This window comes from Actinoplanes campanulatus, assembly GCF_014647795.1.
Classification (GTDB): Bacteria; Actinomycetota; Actinomycetes; order Mycobacteriales; family Micromonosporaceae; genus Actinoplanes; species Actinoplanes campanulatus.
Map to the genome: position 1 here is coordinate 380,628 of NZ_BMPW01000003.1, position 18,375 is coordinate 399,002.

Consider the following 18,375-nt stretch of genomic DNA (forward strand, 5'->3'; position numbering starts at 1 on the left):
ATTTTTCGTCGTACCCCTGGCCTAGCCTCTTGAGACATGACGGCGCTCTCTCCCATGGCTGCCCAGCCGGTCTCCCCACCCCCGCAGCCCGGTGACCCGGCCTCCGCCTCCGTTCCCGGCCAGGCCACGGCCGCCGACGGCCCGGTCCCGGCGCCGGCCGGGCGGGGCCGCCGGATGGCGACGCCGTCCGGGCCCTCGTTGTCGCCGTCGCGGGCCGCCGACTTCAAGACGTGCCCGCTGCTGTTCCGCTTCCGCACGGTGGACAAGCTGCCCGAGACCCCCTCCGCCGACCAGGTCCGCGGCACCCTGATCCACGCCGTCCTGGAGCGCCTGTTCGACCTGCCCGCCGCCGGCCGCACCCCGGAGGCCGCGGCCGCGCTGGTCGCCCCCGAGTGGGAGAAGCTGGTCGCCCAGGAGCCCGAGCTGGCGTCCCTGTTCGCCGCCGAGCCGCCCGTAACCGCCGGCACGTCCGTGGCAGCCGGGCCACCCGTGGCCGCCGGGCCGTCCGCGGCCGCCGGGCCATCCGCGGCCGCCGGGCCATCCGCGGCCGCCGGGCCATCCGCGGCCGCCGGGCCATCCGGCGCTGCGGCGCCGAGTTCCGCACCCGCTGGAGCGGGCGGCCCGGCGGTCCCGGGCTCCCCCGCCGCCCGGACGGGCGACGCACGGCCCAGCCCCGCGGCGGGCGGTGGGCTGATGCGTGACCCGGCGGCGGTGGCCGCGGAGGCCGACGCGACCGGCCAGGCCGCTCTCATCGACGTTCCGTCCGGCGCCGCCGAGGCGGCCCGGATCGCGGCCTTCCTCTCCGGCGCCCGCGACCTGCTGGCCGGCTACTTCGCGGTGGAGGACCCACGCCGCCTGGAGCCCGCCGAGCGGGAGAGCCTGATCTCCACGATGATCGGCGACGAGCTGCTGCTGCGCGGCTACATCGACCGTCTCGACGTCTCCCCGGCCGGGGACCTCCGGGTCGTCGACTACAAGACCGGCGGCGCGCCCCGCCAGGCGTTCGAGGGCCGGGCCCTGTTCCAGCTGAAGTTCTACGCCCTGGTCCTGTGGCGCACCCGGGGCGTGGTCCCCCGGGCCCTGCGGCTGCTCTATCTGAAGGACGCCGAGGCCCTCGACTACAGCCCCGAGGCCGGTGAGCTGGAGCGTTTCGAGCGCACCCTGCTCGCCCTCTCCCAGGCGATCGAGCGCGCCAAGCGCGACCGCGACTTCCGCCCCAAGCCGAGCCGCCTCTGCGGCTGGTGCAGTCACCAGAGCCTGTGCCCGGAGTTCGGCGGCACCCCGCCGCCCTATCCGGAGACCGTTCCGATCAGCGACCTCACGCCCGACGCCGAGCCCGACCGGGTCGGCACCCTGCTCCGGGACGACCCCCTTGACTGACTCCGCACACCGCCGCCGCCCGAACGCCACCGGCCGATGAGGCCGCTCCGGGTGCTTCTCGCCGATGCCGCCCCGCTACAGCGGGCGGGGCTGCGGGCCGTTCTCACCGGGCCGCCCGACGGCGTGGCCGCACCGGCATCGCGCGACGAGCACGTGGACGTCCCCCGACCGGCATCGCACAGCGAGCCCGGGGACTTCCCCCGACCGGCATCGCACAGCGAGCCCGGGAACATCTCCGGGCCGACATCACACGGCGAGCCCGGGAACATCTCCGGGCCGACATCACACGGCGAGCCCGGGAACATCTCCGGGCCGGCATCGCACGGCTGGCGCGGGGACGTCCCCCGGCCGGCGGAGATCGTCGTGGCCGGGGAGACGGGTGACGGGGCCGAGGCGGTCGACCTGGCCCGGCGGCTGCTCCCCGACGTACTCATCGTCGATGTGGCTCTTCCCCGCCTCGACGGGCTGGCCGTGACCAGGGCGGTCACCGAGGCACGGCTGGCGGTCCGGGTTCTGGTCCTGACCGAGCGCGACACCGACGACGAGGTGGTGGCAGCCGTCGCGGCCGGGGCGAACGGCTACCTCTGCAAGGACACCCCGCACGGCGAGTTGATCGCCGCCGTCCGGGCGGTGGCCGCCGGTGGCGCGGTGATCGCCCCGCCGATCCTGGCCCGGGTCCTGACCCGGCTGGCCGGGGCCCTGCCGACGGCGGCGGACGGTTCGGCCGCAGCCCGGCTCGACCCGCTGACCGGCCGGGAACGCGAGGTGCTGGTGCACGTGGCCCGCGGCCGGTCCAACGCCGAGATCGCGACGATCCTCGGGGTGAGCGAGACGACGGTGAAGACCCACGTCGGCCACGTCCTCACCAAGCTGCGTCTGCGGGACCGCACCCAGGCCGTGGTCCTCGCCTACGAGACGGGCCTGGTCCGCCCCGGCACCTGACCGGCCCGAACGGGCCGGCTCAGGTGACAGGACCCGGCCGGGCGGGCCGACCGCGGTGCGAAGACCAGCCTCGGCACCGGCCCGGCTCAGACAAGAAGGGCGACCGAACCGGCCCGCCACGCGATGCGGAGGCCGGGGCGGCTCAGACGAGAAGGGCGGCCAGGAAGAGCGGGTCCACGCCGGTCAGCGTCGTGCGCAGATGCACCCCGTCGACCGGCTCGAGCTCCAGCTCCGCCGGGACCGCCAGCACCGCGGCCCCGGCCGCTCTGGCGCTGGTCACCCCGCTGTGCGAGTCCTCGATCGCGACGCACGACCCGATCGGCACGCCGAGCAGGTCGGCGGCGGTCCGGTACGGCTCCGGGTCGGGTTTGGGCCGTTTCACCTCGTCCCCGCAGACGACGACGTCGAAGTTCTCCACACCGAGCGTCTTGAGGGCCACCTCGACCAGCTCCCGCCCGGTGGACGTGACGAGCGCCGTCGGGATGCCCGCGGCCCGCACCGCGAGCAGCAGCTCCATGGCGCCGGGCCGCCACACCAGGCCGTCCGCGAACATGTCCCGCACCCGCGCGGTGAGCCACGCCAGGTCCGGCGCCTCGGGCCGGTCCGGCTGGCCGATGTCGTCCCGGAAGATCCGCATGCTGTCCGCCGAGCTGGTGCCGACCATGGCGAGCCGGGCGGACTCGGAGAGCGTCCCTCCGGCGCGCGCGGCGAGCTCGGTCAGGGCGATGCCCCAGATCCGCTCGCTGTCGACGAGCGTCCCGTCCATGTCGAAGAGCACCGCGGCAGGTTTCACCGGACCATTCTGGCCGGGCCCTCCGCCCCCTGCCGACCGGATGTGACGGAGCCGACCGTCACAGCCCGCACGCCTGCAGGGAGTTGTTGTAGCCGTTCGCGAACGACTGGAACCGCTGGGCCGGCGACCCGTGCGACCCGGGCGCGAACCACGGCTGATCCGGGTCGTCGCCGACCGCCGCGAGCCCGTCGGACAGCTCCTTGGCGTCGTTGTCCTGCATGCTCAGCGCCTTCTGCCGGACCATGTCGCCGATGAACGCGCCGGACATGCAGTCGGCCTGCAGCTCCTGCTCGATGGTGAACTGCTTCCGGATGCCGAGGCGGTCCTGGATGCCGTGTGCGTACTCGTGGCCGAGCAGGTAGAACACGAACGCGTCGCCGATCTGCTGGAACGCGTCGAAGGCCCAGTTCACGTCGTACGCGATGAAGTCGCCGGCCGGGCAGTAGACGGCGTTGTTGAGCGGCAGCGGCTGCCCGGCGCACGCCACCTCGCCCTCCTGCTGGTAGGGCACCACCTGGCTGACCGGCTGGAAGGAGCCGCCGAGCCGCTGGCCCCAGTACCGCTCGGCGACGACCTGGGAGGCCCGCATGTCCTTGGCGAACTCCTCGGGGGTGTCGGTGCCGTCCGGGTCCACCGAGCCGGTGACGTCGACGGTGGGCGCCGGGCCGGTCGGCTCGGGTCCGGGAGTGGGCGTGGTCGCCGGCAGGCAGGCCGCCAGCAGCACGGCCGCCGAGATCACGGCGAGAAGAGACATGAGCGGTACCGGCCGAACGCGCATGTGGTCCTCCAGAGCGGGGCGGTGTTTCCACGTTAGACCCGGTCCGCCTCAGGGGCTTCCCTGAGAGTTCCCTGGGTGCCTCCCCGAGGGAAATCTCCCCCCGCCCTACCCCCGCAGGGGGACGCCGGGGGCGGTTTCCGCCGCAACACTGGGCCGGACACGAACGAATTCCACAGGGGGAGACACGGTGGTGGCACCGACGAATGCCGGCGGGCCGGTGGCGGCGCGAGCGGACGCGATCTGGAAGGTGTACGGCTCGGGCGAGGCCCGGGTGGCGGCGCTGCGGGGGGTCAGCGTGGAGTTCGGCAAGGGCCGCTTCACCGCGATCATGGGCCCGTCCGGCAGCGGCAAGTCCACGCTCATGCACTGCCTCGCCGGACTCGACACGGTGGACGAGGGCACCGTGCACGTCGGCGGCACCGAGATCAGCCGGCTGAACGACAAGGCGCTGACCCGCCTGCGGCGGGACCGGATCGGCTTCATCTTCCAGCAGTTCAACCTGCTGCCGACGCTGAGCGCCGCGGAGAACATCCGGCTGCCGCTGGACATCGCCGGGCGCAAGGCCGATCCGCAGTGGTGGGACACGGTGATCAACACGGTGGGGCTGAGCGACCGGCTCGGGCACCGGCCCAGCCAGCTCTCCGGCGGCCAGCAGCAGCGGGTGGCGTGCGCGCGGGCCCTGGTGGGCCGCCCCGACGTGATCTTCGCGGACGAGCCGACCGGCAACCTGGACTCCCGTTCCGGCGCCGAGGTGCTGTCGTTCCTGCGGTCCAGCGTGCGCGAGCACGGTCAGACCATCGTGATGGTCACCCACGACCCGGTGGCGGCGAGCTATGCCGACCGGGTGGTGTTCCTCGCCGACGGCGCGATCGTCGACGAGCTGGCCGGACCGACCGCCGAGTCGGTGCTGGACACCATGAAGAAGCTCGACGGCAAGAACGACCCGGTGATGCTCTGATGTTGCGCGCCACGCTGAAGAGCCTGCTCGCCCGCAAGCTGCGACTGGTCCTGTCCGGTCTGGCCGTGCTGCTCGGCGTGATGTTCGTGTCGGGCGCCCTGGTGCTCACCGACACCCTCAACCGCACCTTCGACTCGATCTTCTCGGAGGCCTTCGCCACGACGGACGTCTCGGTCACCGCGAAACCCAAGGTCGAGGTCTCCGAGATGGAGGGTGAGGAGGTCGCCGCGCCGCTTCCGGCCTCGGTGGTGGAGACCATCAAGACCCAGGAGGGGGTCCGGTCGGCGACCGGCCGCGTCGACGCGGACGGGGCCCGGGTGATCGCCTCGGACGGCAAGGTGCTCACCTCGTTCGGGCCGCCGCGGATCGGCTCCAACTGGACCGGCACCGACGAGATCATGGAGATGCGCGCCGGCCGCGGCCCGGAGGCCCCCGGCGAGATCGCCATGAACGCGACCACCGCCGAGCTCGCCGGCTTCACCGTCGGGGACCGTGTCTCGGTGCTCACCCAGCAGCCGAAACGGGAGTTCACCCTGGTCGGCGTCTGGGGCTACACCGGCGGACGGGACAGCATCAGCGGTGTCCAGGAGGTCGCCTTCACCACGCCGGTGGCACAGGAGCTGATGCTCGGTGAGAAGGACGTGTTCACCTCGGTGACCGTCCGCACCGCCGACGGCGTCACCCCGGAGCAGTTGCGCGACCGGATCGCCCCGGTGCTCGGCGCCGGCTACGAGGTGAAGACCGGTGAGCAACTCGCCGAGGACAACTCCTCGAGCCTCAAGGAGGGCATGGGCTTCTTCAACCAGATCCTGCTGGGCTTCGCCGGGATCGCGCTGTTCGTCGGCATCTTCCTGATCCTCAACACGTTCTCGATCGTGGTGGCCCAGCGCACCCGGGAGCTGGCCCTGCTCCGGGCGATCGGCGCCAGCCGCCGCCAGGTGATCAACTCGGTGCTGGTGGAGGCCGTGGTGGTCGGCGTGATCGCCTCGGTCCTCGGCCTGGCCGCCGGGGTCGGGGCGGGCGCCGGGCTGGGCGCGCTGTTCAGTGGCATGAGCGGCGGCATGCACCTGGCCCCGATCGGGGTGCCGCTGTCCGCGGTGATCAGCTCGTTCACGGTCGGCATCCTGGTCACCGTGGTCGCCGCGGTGCTGCCCGCGCTGCGCGCCTCGCGGATCTCGCCGGTCGCCGCGATGCAGGACGTCGCCACCCCGGACCGGCCGCTCACCAAGCTGACCGTGGCCGGCACCGTGGTGACCGCGGCCGGGGCGGCGGCTCTGGGCACCGGGCTGTTCGCCGACTCCGGCGACGCCACGCTGTACCTGATCCTCGGCGGTGTGCTGGTCACCTTCATCGGTGTCGCCCTGCTCACCCCGCTGATCGCCCGCCCGGTGGTGTCCCTGCTGGGCCGGCTGTTCTCCTGGTCGGTGCCGGGGCGGCTGGGCCGGCTCAACTCGGGCCGCAACCCGCGCCGCACCGCGATCACGGCGGCCGCCCTGATGGTCGGCATCGCCCTGGTCACCGGTGTGACCGTGGTGATGGACTCGGCGAAGAGCAGTCTCAAGGCCGAGGCGGCCCGGATCCTCAAGGCCCAGATCATGATCAGTGGTGATCAGGGCGGGCCGCGGCCGCCGACGTACGATCCGGCCGTCCTGGACAAGGCCGCGCAGATCCCCGGGGTGCGGGCGGCCGCCGGCCTCTACAACGACCTGGTGGCGATCGGCGACGACCGGACGTACGTGGCCGCGACCGAGGACCTCTCCCGGATGGCGGAGGCCTACGGCACCACCGCCGCGAAGCTCGGCCCCGCCGAGATCGCGGTGAGCGAACCGGAGGCCACCGAGCGCGGCTGGCAGATCGGCTCGACCGCGACGATCCAGACGTCGAAGGGTGAACCCCTGACGTACACGGTGGCGCACGTCTTCGGAGAGAACGCGCTGCCCGGCAGCATCATCCTGCCGGCCGAGGCGATCAAGGGCTTCGGCATCAGCCAGCCGGTCCTCGGATTCATCCGCCTGGACGACGGTGTCGCGGTGTCGTCGGTGCTGCCGCAGGTGAAGGCCCTGGTCGCGGACAGTCCCGAGGTGACCGCCACCGACCAGCAGACCTTCGTCGACGATCAGGCCGCGGTCTTCGACCAGATCATCACGATGATCCAGATCCTGCTGGGCCTGGCCATCCTGATCGCGGTCCTGGGCGTGGTCAACACCCTGGCCCTGTCCGTCCTGGAGCGCACCCGCGAACTGGGGCTGCTCCGCGCCGTCGGCCTGGGCCGCGCCCAGACCATGCGCATGATCACCGTCGAGGCCGTGGTGATCGCCGTCTTCGGCGCCCTCCTCGGCGTGGCGGTCGGCGCCGGCATGGGCAGCGCGGTGGCCCGTGCCCTGGAGAACGACGGCATCACCGAGATCGTCCTCCCCTGGGCCCGCATGGGCACCTACCTGGTCCTGGCCGCCCTGGTCGGCGTCTTCGCCGCCGTCCTCCCGGCGATCCGGGCCGCCCGCCTCAACGTCCTGGGCGCCATCGCCCACGACTGACCATCGGCGAACAACCCGCGCCCACCCCGGGCGCACGAGTCGGCCCCGGCCCCGTGCCGGGGCCGCCCCGTTCCCGGAACACGTCCGCCCCTCCCCGGACCAGCCGGACCACCGATCTTCGCCCGGCGGCGCCTCGCGGGCGGGACCACGCACGGGCATCGCGGTGCGCTACGGGACGTTCTGGATGTGGTTGGGGACGCTTCACCCCGTACCGGATAAGGGTTTCGGCCTGTCAGACCTTGCTGGGCAGGCGGCGGTGGAGTTCGGCGAGCATGACCTCCGGGCCGGGGGACATCAGGCCCACGTCGATGACGTAGGCGAACTCGCCGCCCCGGCGCCGGACCCGCGGAGGGCCGCCCTTGCCGGGCAGTCGGGTGGCGTAGTTCTCGCTGATCGGCGTGATCACCAGCTCGGTGAACGGGCCACGGCCGTGCAGGGCCACGGCGGCGATCCCGGACCAGGGCAGATGGACCGGCTGCCGGCTGGTGGCGGCGAAGTCGATCCCGTGCACCGAGGTGTGCAGCCAGCCCAGCCGCCGCCAGACGACCAGCATGAGCACGGCGGCCACCGCGGCCGGGACGATCAGGCTGGCCTCGACGAAGATGACGATGTGCGACGCGTCCGGACGGTATCCGGCGGCCATCCGCACGCCGAGCGTGATCAGCAGCAACGGCAGCCAGGCGGCGGCCAGCACCCACAGGGCGGTCACGTAGAACATCCCGCGCGCCTGGAGGAACCTGACGGTGTCGTCGGTGGGCCCGAGCACCTGATCCAGGTGATCTGTCATATGACGATTATGTTCGGATAAGTGCTTCCTTTTCGGCGGAATAGGTACGGGTGGTCAGCCACAGCTTGTAGATGAGCAGCAGCTCGAACGCGGTCAGCAGAACCGCCGCGACCACGGTGAACGGCACGACGAGGCCGGTCAGCGGGCCGAGCACGAAGACGAACATCATGAACTCGATGCCGCTGAACACGTGGGCCCGGATCCGGTGTGCCAGCAGGAACCCGCGCGCCCGGCCGAACAGCCCGAACCGGGCCCGGAAGTCGCCGTGCACGTCGGCCGGCTCCGGGCCGTCGCCGCGCATCAGCTCCCTGATCTTCCCCATCTGGAGCGCGTTCAGGTAGCGGAACAGATCGAGGAAGATCACCAGCCCGGCCAGCCCGATCCAGAGCGGGTCGCCGGTACGCTGCCACTGCCCGCCGAACAGCCCGAGCGCGCAGATCACCACGCGCAGCCGGTCGAAGATGTAGTCCAGCCAGACGCCGAACACCGAACCGGTCCCGTTCAGCCGGGCGATCTTGCCGTCCAGGCAGTCGATCAGGAACGCCACGTGGAACAGCAGCGCCCCGGCGATCAGCCACCCGGCCCAGAAACACGCGGCGGCGCCCAGCCCGACACCGAACGCCAGGAGGCTGAGCCGGTTCGGCGTCACCCACCGCCAGGGCGCGATCAACCGCACCACGTGCACCGCCACCGGATCGACGAGCCACACCGTCCACCAGGAGTCCCGCCGCTTGTAGGTGCGCTCCCGGATCTCGTCGACCGTCAATCGGGGGGTCATGCGGGCGACATTACCGCTAGTGAGCAAGGTCGATACAGATCGTCACTCCTGAGGTGCCCGGCGCGGCCATCGGGTACGCACCGCCGCGCGCACGTAGGCTGTTCCCCATGAGTGAGTTCGACGGCCTCCCCATCCTCCGTTCTCCCGTGGCCATCGCCGCCTTCGAGGGCTGGAACGACGCCGCGGACGCTTCGACCGCGGCCGTCGAACACCTCGAGCAGGTGTGGGAGGCGCGCGAGGTCACCAGCATCGACCCGGAGGACTTCTACGACTTCCAGGTCAGCCGTCCGACGATCACCATGGCGGAGGGTGAGACCCGCAAGATCGAGTGGCCGACCACCCGGTTCACGGTGGCCAGCCCGCCCGGCGCCGACCGGGACGTGGTGCTCATCCGGGGCATCGAGCCGAGCATGCGGTGGCGGACGTTCTGCGAGTCGGTCCTGGAGATCTGCCACAGCCTCGAGGTGAACCGGATCGTCCTGCTCGGGGCGCTGCTGGCCGACGTGCCGTACACCCGGCCCCTGCCGATCAGCGGCACCGCCAGCGACCGCGAGACCGCCGAGAAGTACAAGGTCGTCCCCACCCGCTACGACGGCCCGACCGGCATCGTCGGCGTGCTCCAGGAGGCGGCCAGCCGCGCCGAGCTGGACGCGCTGTCGTTCTGGGTGCACGTCCCGCACTACGCGAACAACCCGCCCTGCCCGAAGGCCACGCTGTCGCTGCTCAGCCGGATCGAGGACGTCCTCGACCTGCCGGTGCCGATGGCCGACCTGGCCGAGCAGGCCGACGACTGGGAGAAGAAGGTCCGCGCCGCCGCCGAGCAGGACTCCGAACTCGGGGAGTACGTGCGGGAGCTGGAGGAGCGGGTCGGCGACGCCGGGATCCAGCCGCTCACCGGCGACGAGATCGCCAGCGAGTTCGAGAAGTACCTGCGCCGGCGCGGCGGTTCGGCCGGCCCCACCGCCGGCTCCTGGTGAGACGCCGACGGCGGGTGACCCCGATCGGGGTCACCCGCCGTCACGGAAGACGAATATCAGGACGACTTCTCGTAGGAGAGAACGAGATCCTGGAAACCACTCCACTCCGCCTGAGTGAAGACCAGCGGCGGCTGACCGGGATTCTTGCTGTCCCGCAATCTGATGGTGCCATCAATCTGAGCAACCTCGATGCACCCGGAAGTCGCACAGAACGAACTGCGCTGCCACGCCATTGTGGTGTCTTTCATCTCGCACCTTTCTGGACATGTCAGGACCCCTTGTCCTGATCCCCGCCGGGCGCTCGGGCTATACGTGCGCGCAGGTCATAGGCCCGCGCTAGGATGAGTGCCCGGCTCGCATCCTCGTCGAGCGACTGTTTCCAGAAACGCTCGAAGACATCCATGTGGAAATTTACCTCCGGCGCGTCCTCTACCATTTCGTCCCGCGTGTAGGACTCTCTATAGAGAACCGCGTCATCGGGCGGGTCGTCCCCGAGATGGATCACCGCGAATGCGCCGAACATGCCCATCACCGCCCCGTCGTCCATCGGGAGCACGCGGACATGGACGTTCGGCCGGGAGGCGGAGGCGGCGAGATCGTCGAACTGGTCGGCGGTCGTCGACATCCCGCCCACCATCCGCCACAGAGCGGACTCGTCGAAGAGGAGGCGGTACTCCGGCGCGCCGTCCTGCTCGATCACCCGCCGGCGGCGGTCCAGCCGCACCTCCCGGCGGACCCGGCGCTGATCGTCGCTGAGATTGGCGCCGTACCACGCCAGGGTCGCCTCGGCGGTGGCCGGCGTCTGGAGATGCCCCGGCACCATGGTCGGCTGGTACTCCCGGATGGAGGTCGCCGCCATCTCGAACTGCATCAGCTGGAGCAGACCGGGCGGGAGGTGGTCACGGTGCTCGGGCGCCGTCCAGTACCGCTCGCGACGGGCGGTCCGCGCCTCCTCCGCCAGGTCGGCGATCCGGACCTCGTCGGTCACCTGGTACACGGTGAGGGCGGCGCGCAGATCGGTGGGCGAGACGGTCACCTCACCCAGCTCGATCCGCTGCAGTTTGGACAGCGACCAGCCGAGCTTCTTGGCGACCTCGGTCTGACTGAGCCCGGTGCGCTCACGGGCCGCGCGCAATGCCAGGCGCACCCGCCGCCTCGAGACAGCGGGCAGGTCGTCGCGCGCAGCCGACATCCAGCCTCACCAAACGCTTGAATCGTCGCGAATCGACCGAAACTGCGACCTGGCATTCTGCCGTGTCGCTCACGGCTTGCCGAAGGATACCCCAAGGACCCGTCCCGGGGAGAAAGGCCGGGGCGGCACCCAGTTGCCGCTGGGTGCCGCCCGTCCACCGACCCGTCCTTAACGTGCACTCAGTATGGGGTCCAACCGCCCGTGTCCGCCAGACCTCTGACAGCCATATAGCTGATAGCCGAATTCACTCATGGTTTCATGCGGCGAAGGTCGGCGCGTCGCATGACGCCGCCACCACCGGTGGCGCATCCTAGGAACCTAGCTGGAAAGGGGACGATCATGACCGTCAATCCGGGCGCCGCCGAGTTCCCGCATCGGCAGATCGCGGCTCAGCTGCGGGAACGCATCCGTCGCGGGGACTGGCAGCCGGGCGAGCGCCTGCCCTCCATCCCGGCCATGGCGGAGATGTTCGGCGTCGCGAAGCAGACCGTGCAGCGTACCGTCGACCAGCTACGGGTCGAGGGCATCCTGATCACCAAACCCGGCTCCGGCACGTACGTCCGGGGCACCCGCCGCCGCCTGAACCGGCTCTCCCGCGGCCGGTACGGAGCCCACCGCGGCTACCACGCCGACCTGGCCGCCCGCTACCGCCAGCAGCTCACCGCCGTCGGCCGGGAACCCGCCCCGCCCGAGGTGGCCGACGCCTTCGGGGTCCGCGACGGCACCGAGATGCTGGTCCGGCGGCACGTCGTACGCACCGACGACGCGACCGTGGAGGTGGGCGCCTCCTGGTTCCGGGTGACCGACGCGAGCGGCACCACCCTGGAGCGGCCCGAGGCGTTCGGCCGGCCCCTCTACCAGGAGGCCGAGGAGGTGCTGGATCGCAGGTACACGACGGCCACCGACACGATCAGCGCCCGCCAGCCCAGCCGGGAGGAGGCGGAGATCCTCCAGATCCGGCCGGACACCCCGGTGCTCCATCTGCTACATGTCGCTTTCGACGAGACCCGTAAACCGATCGAGGTGGCGCAGGCGACCTGGCCGGGGCCGATGACCACGCTGACCGAGGAGTACCGGATCCCCACGCCGGCCGCCGAACCCGACCCCGATCCGGGGCTGGCTCTGGCCTGACGAAAGGCCGGACAGCAGCGCCGTCACCGCCGCGGCGAACCGGTCCGGCTCCTCCGACATCGGATGGTGGCCGGACTCCGGCAGGACCACGAGACGTTTGCCCGGTGCGCGCAGGGGCGGTGTACCAGGTGGCGAACGGCTCGGCCAGGGAGCGCATCTCCCGGCCGCCCTGCACGAAGTAGGCCGGGATCGCCAGCTCCGGCACGTCCCGGCGCAGGTCGACGTCCTGGAGGTTCGGGTAGAGGGCGTCCCAGGCGTCCGGCATCGTGGTCATCACGTGCGCCCTCGCCAGCGGGGTGTACTCGGGGACGCCCAGGTCGAACGGCGGGCCGGCGATCCCGTACACCTCGGGCGTGTGCAGCTGGAACGGCTCGTAGTCGTAGACGTCCGGCCACGGCGGCGGGCCCTGGGCGGTCAGCCGGTCCACCAGGTCGTCGCGGCCGCCCGGCGGACCGGGCACGAACAGCAGCACCGGCGCCGCCGCGTCCCGGCCGCGGATCATCACCCGCAGACCGCCGACCTGGGCCAGTTCGGCGACGCCACCGGGGATCCGCTCCGTCCGGGCCGGCACGGCGGCCAGCACCAGCCCGGCCGCGGCCAGGCCGAGCGGGATCCGGCGCCGGACACCGCTCCCCCACGCCGCGCCGGCCGCCATCGGGAACAGCGCCAGCAGCCCGTGCACCCCACGCCCGGTGATCAGCACCAGAAGACCCAGCACGCTCGGGTGCGGCGCGTCCACCGAGGGGCCGGTCGCGCTCATCCGCGCCAGCTCGAAGGCGATGGCGTACGCGAGAGGCGCGCCCAGGATCATCCAGCGGGTGCCGGCCGCGCGCCCGGCCAGGACGCCCACCACCAGGCTGATCGCGATCGACCAGAGGGCCTGTCCTCCGGTGAGCGGGCCGCGTGGCGTCCACAGGGCGGCGGCCACTCCCCAGGCCACGGGAACGACGACGGCGAGGAATCTCTTCATGCCCGGCAGCATGGAGCCGCGGCCCGTCCACACGGACCGGACGGCGGGCGGGGGCCGGGCCCTACTTTGGTAGGTGCCGGCGCGAACGCCGTACCCCATAGGGTTTGCGTCATGCTCCTCGCCCTGCTGGTGCCGGACCCGGCAGCGCCTCGCGCGGCCTCCCGCGACCGCGTCGCCGACGCCGTCGCGATCCTGCCGGCGCTGGCCTACGGCCTGGGGATGATGCTGCTCGGCGACGCCACCCGGCCCGGCGCGGCGCTGCCCTGGCCGGCCGACGTGGCGGTGGGGCTGGCCTGCGCGGCCGCGCTCACGCTGCGACGACGGCATCCGCTCGCGGTGACGGCGGTGCTGCTGCCGTTCGGTGCGGTGTCGGTGACCGCGACCGGGCCGATCGTCGTGGCGCTGTTCACCGCGGCGATCCGGTCGAGGCTTCCGGTCCTGGTCGTGCTCGGCGCGGTCAACGTCGGCACCGCCGGGCTGTACTTCGTGCTCCACGACGACCCGGCGTTCGACATCCGGGTCGATTTCGTGGTCCGTGGCGTGCTCACCGTGGCGGCGCTCGGCTGGGGGCTGTTCGTGCAGGCGTACCGGCGTCTCACCACCTCGCTGCGCGACCACGCCGCCCGCCTGGAGGCCGAGCAGCGGCTGCGCGAGGACCGGGCCAGACTGACCGAACGCGCCCGGATCGCCCGCGAGATGCACGACGTCCTGGCCCACCGGATGTCGCTGATCAGCCTGCACGCCGGCGCTCTCGAGGTGCGCGGCACGGTGTCGCCGGAGGAGCTGACGCCGGCGGCCGGCGCGATCCGCGGCAGCGCGCACGAGGCCCTCGAGGAGCTGCGGGCCGTGGTCGGCGTGCCGAGCGGGCGTCCCGAGCCGCCGCAGCCCGGCCTCGGCGACATGGACGAGCTGGTGGGCGGCGCGCGGGCCGCCGGGATGGCCGTCGACTACCGCAACGAGCTGCCCGCGGACATCCCACCGGAGGTGCTCGGCCGCACCGTCTACCGCATCGTCCAGGAGGGACTGACGAACGCCCGCAAGCACGGCACGGGGCCGGCCGCCACGGTGCGCATGGCCGGTGCCGCCGGTCACGCTCTCCGCGTCACGATCACCAACCCCTGCACCGGTACGCCGTCCGCGCGGCCGCCGGGCGCCGGGCTGGGCCTGGTCGGCATCGCCGAACGGGTGGCCCTGGCCGGCGGCCGCGTCACCCACGGCCCGGTGGACGGCGCCTTCCACCTGGACGCCTCCCTGCCGTGGCCGGCATGACCCCCGGCCGGCCGATCCGGCTGGTGATCGTCGACGACGACGCGCTGGTTCCGGGCCGGGCTGCGGATCCTGGTCGGCGGGTCGCCCTCACCGACCGGGAACGCGAGGTGGCCGTCCTGGTGGGCGGCGAGGACGGTGGCCGGTCAGGCCGCGGCCGGGACGGGAGTGGGCGCCGGGGCCGGGGAGCGGGCCAGGTCGCGGGCCATCAGGCCGAAGCCGGCCAGGAGCAGCAGGGGGCCGGTGACGCCGATCGGGCCGAGGCCCAGACCGAGGAAGGCGACGATGCCGGCCACCACCAGGGCGGCCGTCCACCAGCGGGTGGTTCGGCCCACCGCGGCGCCGACCGCCACCGCGATCAGGCCCAGCAGGCTGAACAGCATGGCGGGCAGGGCCCAGCCGAAGGTGAAGGCGGCGTACCCGCCGAGGGTCTCGGCCACCCGGTCGGCGGTGGCGGCGTCCAGCACCTGACGGGCGGCCAGATCGGCGCTGTCGCCCACCATCAGGCCACTGAAGTTGATCAGGGCCAGAACGGTGATCCCGGCCGCCACCCGCGTGAACCGGTTGGCGCGGGACGCCACGGCGAGCACGGCGGGCACGAAGAACACCCACCCGAGGTGCAGGAACAGGGCGCTGACCTGGGTCTGCACCGGCCTGGCCACACTGTCGGCAACGTCGGCGCCCCAGTCCGGCACCGTCGCCATCCCCAGTGCGAACAGCGCCGGCGCGGCGTACAGGGAGAAGAGGCCGAACCGGCGCCGGAAGGTCCCGAAGCTGTCCCGCTCGGCGGCCGGGGCGGCGGTGGGCCGGACCAGACGCCAGGCCGCCGCGCCGTAGGCGCCGATCAGGACGACCGGGCCGAGCAGGCAGAGCGGCACCGGCGAGATGGCGAACACCAGGTAGAGGGCCATGCCGAGCAGGGCGGCGCCGGCCGTCCACCAGTCGATGACCCGGCCGCGGGCGGCGGCGATCGGGGTGAGGACGAGCGACAGTCCCCAGCCGATCAGGCCGGGCCACTGCCAGCCGGCGACCGTGACGCTCATCGCGAGAAACTTCTCGTCGACCGCCTGCACCCGCGCGTCCGGAAGGGTCTGTTCCAGGGCCAGCAGGAAGAAATCGTTGGCCATCAGCGCCGAGAACGTGGTCAGGCCGACGATCACGCTGATCCAGGCGATGCGGGCCAGTACGGCGCCGCGTTCGCGGATCGGGGTGAGCAGGCCCAACAGGCCGGGCACGAAGAGCACCCACGCCCAGTGCAGCAGGATCGAGTGCGCCTGCACGGCGCCCGGATGCTGCCGGTAGATCCCGTAACCCTGGTCGTCGCCGAGCGCCGGGTCCACCCCGGTCGCCACGGTCAGGGCGATCGGCGCGGCCACCAGGCACACCGCCGCGGCTTTCCGCCACATGATCGAATTCCTCCCCCTCGTCGGTGGTACGGGGCGGAACGTTAGGGACGGCGGGCGCGGGCGTCGCCCGTACGCGGAGTGATCCGGTGTCCTCCTCGAGGGGGACGGGCCGTCCTCCCGGGGGCGGGTTCGGCGGAGTGGCGCGGCACCGTACCTTCTACGCGTGTTGCGGGATGTGGTGCGGCGGATCAGCTGGAGTGACGTGGCCCTGGCGGCCGGGTTCGTGGTGTTCGCGCTGCTCGAGGAGTTGCTCATCCGGATGCCGGGTGACTGGTGGCCGTTCCTGCTGGCCCTCTGCGCCGTGCTGATCCTGCTGCGCCGGCAGTTCCCGCTGACGGCGATGGTCCCGCACGGCATCGTCGTGATGAACGTGTTCTACGTCGCGGCCACCATCGACGGTGAGAAGACGATCAACTTCCGGCTCTGGCAGGTGGTCGCGATGATCATCTGCTCGTACGCGGTGGGCCGCTGGGTGCCACCGTCCGGCCCGGACCGGCGGGGTCTGTTCGGCGCGCTGCTGATCCTCTACACCGTGGTGGCCTACTACCTCAACAATCCGGGCGACCCGATGGCCGACATCTTCTTCCCGGGCACCCCGTACGTGCTGGGGATCGTGGTGGCGACCCAGGCGCGCAAGCTGGCCGAGGCGGCGGCGGTGCGGGCCGAGTTCCGGGAGCGGCAGGCCCGTGAGGCGATCATGGAGGAGCGGGTGCGGATCGCCCGCGAGCTGCACGACATGGTGGCGCACAGTGTCACGGTCATGGTGATCCAGGCCGGGGTGGTGCGGCGGCGGATGGACGCGGAGCTGCCGGTCGACCCGCAGTTGCTGCGCGGCATCGAGGAGGCGGGGCGGGACGCGGTGGTCGAGTTGCGCCGTACCCTGGGGCTGCTGCGCGGCGAGGGCGGGGACGGCACGGCCCAGGCGCCGGCCGGTCTGGAGCGGCTGGAGGATCTGGTCGGGCAGGTTCGCGAGGCGGGGCTGCGGGTGACCGTCCAGCGCGACGGCGACCCGGTGCCGCTGTTGCCGGCCGCGGACCTGTCGGCCTATCGGATCGTCCAGGAGGCGCTGACCAACGTGCTGAAACACGCCCACGCGAGCCACGCCGAGCTGACCGTCGGCTACCGGGCCGACGGTCTGCATCTGGGGGTGGTCAACGACGGGCCGCCGGCCGCCCCGGCGACCGTCGGCGGGCAGGGGCTGATCGGGATGCGGGAGCGGGTGACGCTGTTCGGCGGCGATCTCACCGCCGGGCCCCGTCCCGGTGGCGGGTTCGCGGTCACCGCCCGCCTGCCGGTCACCGCCCGGGAGGCCCGGCCGTGACGATCAGTGTGGTGATCGCCGACGACCAGGGGATGCTGCGGGCCGGGTTGCGCATGGTGATCGAGACCGAGCCGGACATGAACGTGGTCGGCGAGGCGAGCGACGGTGTGGAGGCGGTCGCGGTGGCGCGGCGGCTGCGGCCGGACGTGGTGCTCATGGACATCGCCATGCCCCGCCAGGACGGGCTGTCCGCGACCCGGGCGCTGCTGGCCACCCCGGATCCGCCACGGGTGATCGTGCTGACCACCTTCGACACCGACGACAACCTGTTCCGGGCGTTGCAGGCCGGGGCCAGCGGTTTCCTGCTGAAGGTGTCCTCGCCGGAGCACCTGATCACCGCGATCCGGGTGGTGGCGGGCGGGGAGGCGCTGCTCGACCCGGCGGTGACGACCCGGGTGATCTCGGCGTTCGCCGGGCGGCCGGGGCCGGAGCCGCCGCCCGAGGTGGGTGAGCTGACGCCACGGGAGCTGGACGTGCTGCGGCTGATGGCGCGCGGGATGTCGAACTCCGAGATCGCGGCGGCGCTCACCGTGGGCGAGGCGACGGTGAAGACGCATGTGGCGCGGGTGCTGATGAAACTCGGGCTGCGGGACCGGGTGCAGGCGGTCGTCTACGCGTACGAGTCGGGGCTGGTCCGGGCCGGTGGCGGCTGATTGCCCCAGAAGTTTTCGACGCCCGAGGCGCCAGTGCGGGCCTCGGGCGTTTGTCCCTGAACGGTGTTTCCGGGGGCGTTGCGGCGATCAGTTGTAGATCGTGCCAGGCGCCCGGCGCTGACCGCCGAAGGCGTTCTGGTCGATCAGGCTGATGTTGATCAGGCCGTGCTGCTCGACATAGGCGTTCTGATTGGCCACGTTCGTGACCGGGGCCTGCTGCGGCCGAACGTAGCCGGCGGGACCGTAGGCGGGACCATAGGCGGGACCGTATGCGGGACCGTAGGCGGGCGAAATCGGGCCGCACCCACAGGAGAGAGCCGCAGCCTGGGCCGGGGCGGATACTGCCAGGGCGGCACCGGTCGCGATGAGGAAACCGCCGAGAGTCAGAGCCGTCTTGCGCATGTTTTACCTTTCCAGTACGTGTGTTTGGACAAGTGGCCGGAAACCGGCCGAGCTGACGCCCGAAGCACCATCGGCGCTTCGGGCGTCAGCCGAACAACGAATCCACT

Annotated in this window: 17 protein-coding genes; 9 read left to right on the plus strand and 8 right to left on the minus strand. The window is 72.2% G+C overall.

Translation table 11 applies throughout. From position 1 onward, the window contains the following. The first annotated feature begins 174 nt into the window (after nucleotides 1-174). Nucleotides 175-1,380, plus strand: coding sequence for a RecB family exonuclease (locus tag IEZ13_RS08595; RefSeq protein WP_183219404.1), 1,206 nt, complete (start codon nucleotides 175-177; stop codon nucleotides 1,378-1,380). A 303-nt stretch (nucleotides 1,381-1,683) separates the two neighbouring features. Next, nucleotides 1,684-2,322, plus strand: coding sequence for a LuxR C-terminal-related transcriptional regulator (locus IEZ13_RS08600; protein WP_229794564.1), 639 nt, complete (start codon nucleotides 1,684-1,686; stop codon nucleotides 2,320-2,322). A gap of 142 nt (nucleotides 2,323-2,464) precedes the next feature. Here the strand turns inward: IEZ13_RS08600 and IEZ13_RS08605 are convergent, their stop codons facing one another. Both IEZ13_RS08605 and IEZ13_RS08610 read right to left on the minus strand, forming a co-directional pair. Continuing rightward, nucleotides 2,465-3,115, minus strand: coding sequence for an HAD family hydrolase (locus IEZ13_RS08605; protein WP_268240092.1), 651 nt, complete (start codon nucleotides 3,113-3,115; stop codon nucleotides 2,465-2,467). A gap of 58 nt (nucleotides 3,116-3,173) precedes the next feature. Further along, nucleotides 3,174-3,869, minus strand: coding sequence for a neutral zinc metallopeptidase (locus IEZ13_RS08610; RefSeq protein ID WP_229794553.1), 696 nt, complete (start codon nucleotides 3,867-3,869; stop codon nucleotides 3,174-3,176). A gap of 214 nt (nucleotides 3,870-4,083) precedes the next feature. Between IEZ13_RS08610 and IEZ13_RS08615 the strand changes: the two genes are divergently transcribed. Both IEZ13_RS08615 and IEZ13_RS08620 read left to right on the plus strand, forming a co-directional pair. Further along, nucleotides 4,084-4,851 carry an ABC transporter ATP-binding protein gene (locus IEZ13_RS08615; protein ID WP_183219215.1) on the plus strand — a complete coding sequence of 256 codons (768 nt, stop codon included), beginning with the start codon at nucleotides 4,084-4,086 and terminating at the stop codon, nucleotides 4,849-4,851. Continuing rightward, nucleotides 4,851-7,385 (plus strand): ABC transporter permease, encoded by a 2,535-nt coding sequence (locus IEZ13_RS08620; RefSeq protein ID WP_183219217.1) that lies wholly within the window; start codon nucleotides 4,851-4,853, stop codon nucleotides 7,383-7,385. Before IEZ13_RS08615 ends, IEZ13_RS08620 begins: the two co-directional genes overlap by 1 nt. 232 nt (nucleotides 7,386-7,617) lie before the next feature. Here the strand turns inward: IEZ13_RS08620 and IEZ13_RS08625 are convergent, their stop codons facing one another. Both IEZ13_RS08625 and IEZ13_RS08630 read right to left on the minus strand, forming a co-directional pair. Continuing rightward, nucleotides 7,618-8,172, minus strand: coding sequence for a hypothetical protein (locus IEZ13_RS08625; protein ID WP_183219219.1), 555 nt, complete (start codon nucleotides 8,170-8,172; stop codon nucleotides 7,618-7,620). Nucleotides 8,173-8,179: 7 nt separating this feature from the next. Beyond that, nucleotides 8,180-8,950, minus strand: coding sequence for a CDP-alcohol phosphatidyltransferase family protein (locus IEZ13_RS08630; protein ID WP_183219221.1), 771 nt, complete (start codon nucleotides 8,948-8,950; stop codon nucleotides 8,180-8,182). Between the two features lie 107 nt (nucleotides 8,951-9,057). Here IEZ13_RS08630 and IEZ13_RS08635 point away from each other — a divergent pair, with 107 nt between their 5' ends. After that, nucleotides 9,058-9,927 carry a PAC2 family protein gene (locus IEZ13_RS08635; RefSeq protein WP_183219223.1) on the plus strand — a complete coding sequence of 290 codons (870 nt, stop codon included), beginning with the start codon at nucleotides 9,058-9,060 and terminating at the stop codon, nucleotides 9,925-9,927. A gap of 56 nt (nucleotides 9,928-9,983) precedes the next feature. Here IEZ13_RS08635 and IEZ13_RS08640 read toward each other — a convergent pair whose 3' ends face one another. After that, nucleotides 9,984-10,175: a DUF397 domain-containing protein gene (locus IEZ13_RS08640; protein ID WP_183219225.1), complete on the minus strand. Its 192-nt coding sequence runs from the start codon at nucleotides 10,173-10,175 to the stop codon at nucleotides 9,984-9,986. A 20-nt stretch (nucleotides 10,176-10,195) separates the two neighbouring features. Then, nucleotides 10,196-11,119 (minus strand): helix-turn-helix domain-containing protein, encoded by a 924-nt coding sequence (locus tag IEZ13_RS08645; RefSeq protein WP_183219227.1) that lies wholly within the window; start codon nucleotides 11,117-11,119, stop codon nucleotides 10,196-10,198. Between the two features lie 339 nt (nucleotides 11,120-11,458). Here IEZ13_RS08645 and IEZ13_RS08650 point away from each other — a divergent pair, with 339 nt between their 5' ends. After that, the gene (locus IEZ13_RS08650; protein WP_183219228.1) at nucleotides 11,459-12,250 is read left to right on the plus strand and encodes a GntR family transcriptional regulator; all 792 of its coding nucleotides are present in this window, start codon (nucleotides 11,459-11,461) and stop codon (nucleotides 12,248-12,250) included. Between the two features lie 1,081 nt (nucleotides 12,251-13,331). Continuing rightward, the gene (locus IEZ13_RS08655; protein ID WP_183219231.1) at nucleotides 13,332-14,489 is read left to right on the plus strand and encodes a sensor histidine kinase; all 1,158 of its coding nucleotides are present in this window, start codon (nucleotides 13,332-13,334) and stop codon (nucleotides 14,487-14,489) included. Between the two features lie 143 nt (nucleotides 14,490-14,632). Here IEZ13_RS08655 and IEZ13_RS08660 read toward each other — a convergent pair whose 3' ends face one another. Beyond that, complete coding sequence (locus tag IEZ13_RS08660; protein WP_183219233.1) at nucleotides 14,633-15,892, minus strand: hypothetical protein; 1,260 nt, start codon at nucleotides 15,890-15,892, stop codon at nucleotides 14,633-14,635. Nucleotides 15,893-16,055: 163 nt separating this feature from the next. Between IEZ13_RS08660 and IEZ13_RS08665 the strand changes: the two genes are divergently transcribed. After that, nucleotides 16,056-17,213, plus strand: a complete 1,158-nt coding sequence (locus IEZ13_RS08665) for a sensor histidine kinase (RefSeq protein WP_183219235.1) — start codon at nucleotides 16,056-16,058, stop codon at nucleotides 17,211-17,213. Further along, complete coding sequence (locus IEZ13_RS08670) at nucleotides 17,210-17,866, plus strand: response regulator (protein ID WP_183219237.1); 657 nt, start codon at nucleotides 17,210-17,212, stop codon at nucleotides 17,864-17,866. The genes IEZ13_RS08665 and IEZ13_RS08670 overlap by 4 nt, the downstream gene beginning before the upstream one ends. 87 nt (nucleotides 17,867-17,953) lie before the next feature. Here the strand turns inward: IEZ13_RS08670 and IEZ13_RS08675 are convergent, their stop codons facing one another. Next, the gene (locus IEZ13_RS08675; RefSeq protein WP_183219239.1) at nucleotides 17,954-18,268 is read right to left on the minus strand and encodes a hypothetical protein; all 315 of its coding nucleotides are present in this window, start codon (nucleotides 18,266-18,268) and stop codon (nucleotides 17,954-17,956) included. Between the last annotated feature and the right edge of the window lie 107 nt (nucleotides 18,269-18,375).

Excerpts from the sequence above, each read along its gene's own strand:
- IEZ13_RS08595 (WP_183219404.1), top strand. The coding sequence starts at position 175 with ATGGCGACGCCGTCCGGGCCCTCGTTGTCGCCGTCGCGGGCCGCCGAC.
- IEZ13_RS08610 (WP_229794553.1), bottom strand. The coding sequence starts at position 3,869 with ATGTCTCTTCTCGCCGTGATCTCGGCGGCCGTGCTGCTGGCGGCCTGC.
- IEZ13_RS08620 (WP_183219217.1), top strand. The coding sequence starts at position 4,851 with ATGTTGCGCGCCACGCTGAAGAGCCTGCTCGCCCGCAAGCTGCGACTG.
- IEZ13_RS08625 (WP_183219219.1), bottom strand. The coding sequence starts at position 8,172 with ATGACAGATCACCTGGATCAGGTGCTCGGGCCCACCGACGACACCGTC.
- IEZ13_RS08630 (WP_183219221.1), bottom strand. The coding sequence starts at position 8,950 with ATGACCCCCCGATTGACGGTCGACGAGATCCGGGAGCGCACCTACAAG.
- IEZ13_RS08635 (WP_183219223.1), top strand. The coding sequence starts at position 9,058 with ATGAGTGAGTTCGACGGCCTCCCCATCCTCCGTTCTCCCGTGGCCATC.
- IEZ13_RS08640 (WP_183219225.1), bottom strand. The coding sequence starts at position 10,175 with ATGAAAGACACCACAATGGCGTGGCAGCGCAGTTCGTTCTGTGCGACT.
- IEZ13_RS08645 (WP_183219227.1), bottom strand. The coding sequence starts at position 11,119 with ATGTCGGCTGCGCGCGACGACCTGCCCGCTGTCTCGAGGCGGCGGGTG.
- IEZ13_RS08650 (WP_183219228.1), top strand. The coding sequence starts at position 11,459 with ATGACCGTCAATCCGGGCGCCGCCGAGTTCCCGCATCGGCAGATCGCG.
- IEZ13_RS08655 (WP_183219231.1), top strand. The coding sequence starts at position 13,332 with ATGCTCCTCGCCCTGCTGGTGCCGGACCCGGCAGCGCCTCGCGCGGCC.
- IEZ13_RS08660 (WP_183219233.1), bottom strand. The coding sequence starts at position 15,892 with ATGTGGCGGAAAGCCGCGGCGGTGTGCCTGGTGGCCGCGCCGATCGCC.
- IEZ13_RS08675 (WP_183219239.1), bottom strand. The coding sequence starts at position 18,268 with ATGCGCAAGACGGCTCTGACTCTCGGCGGTTTCCTCATCGCGACCGGT.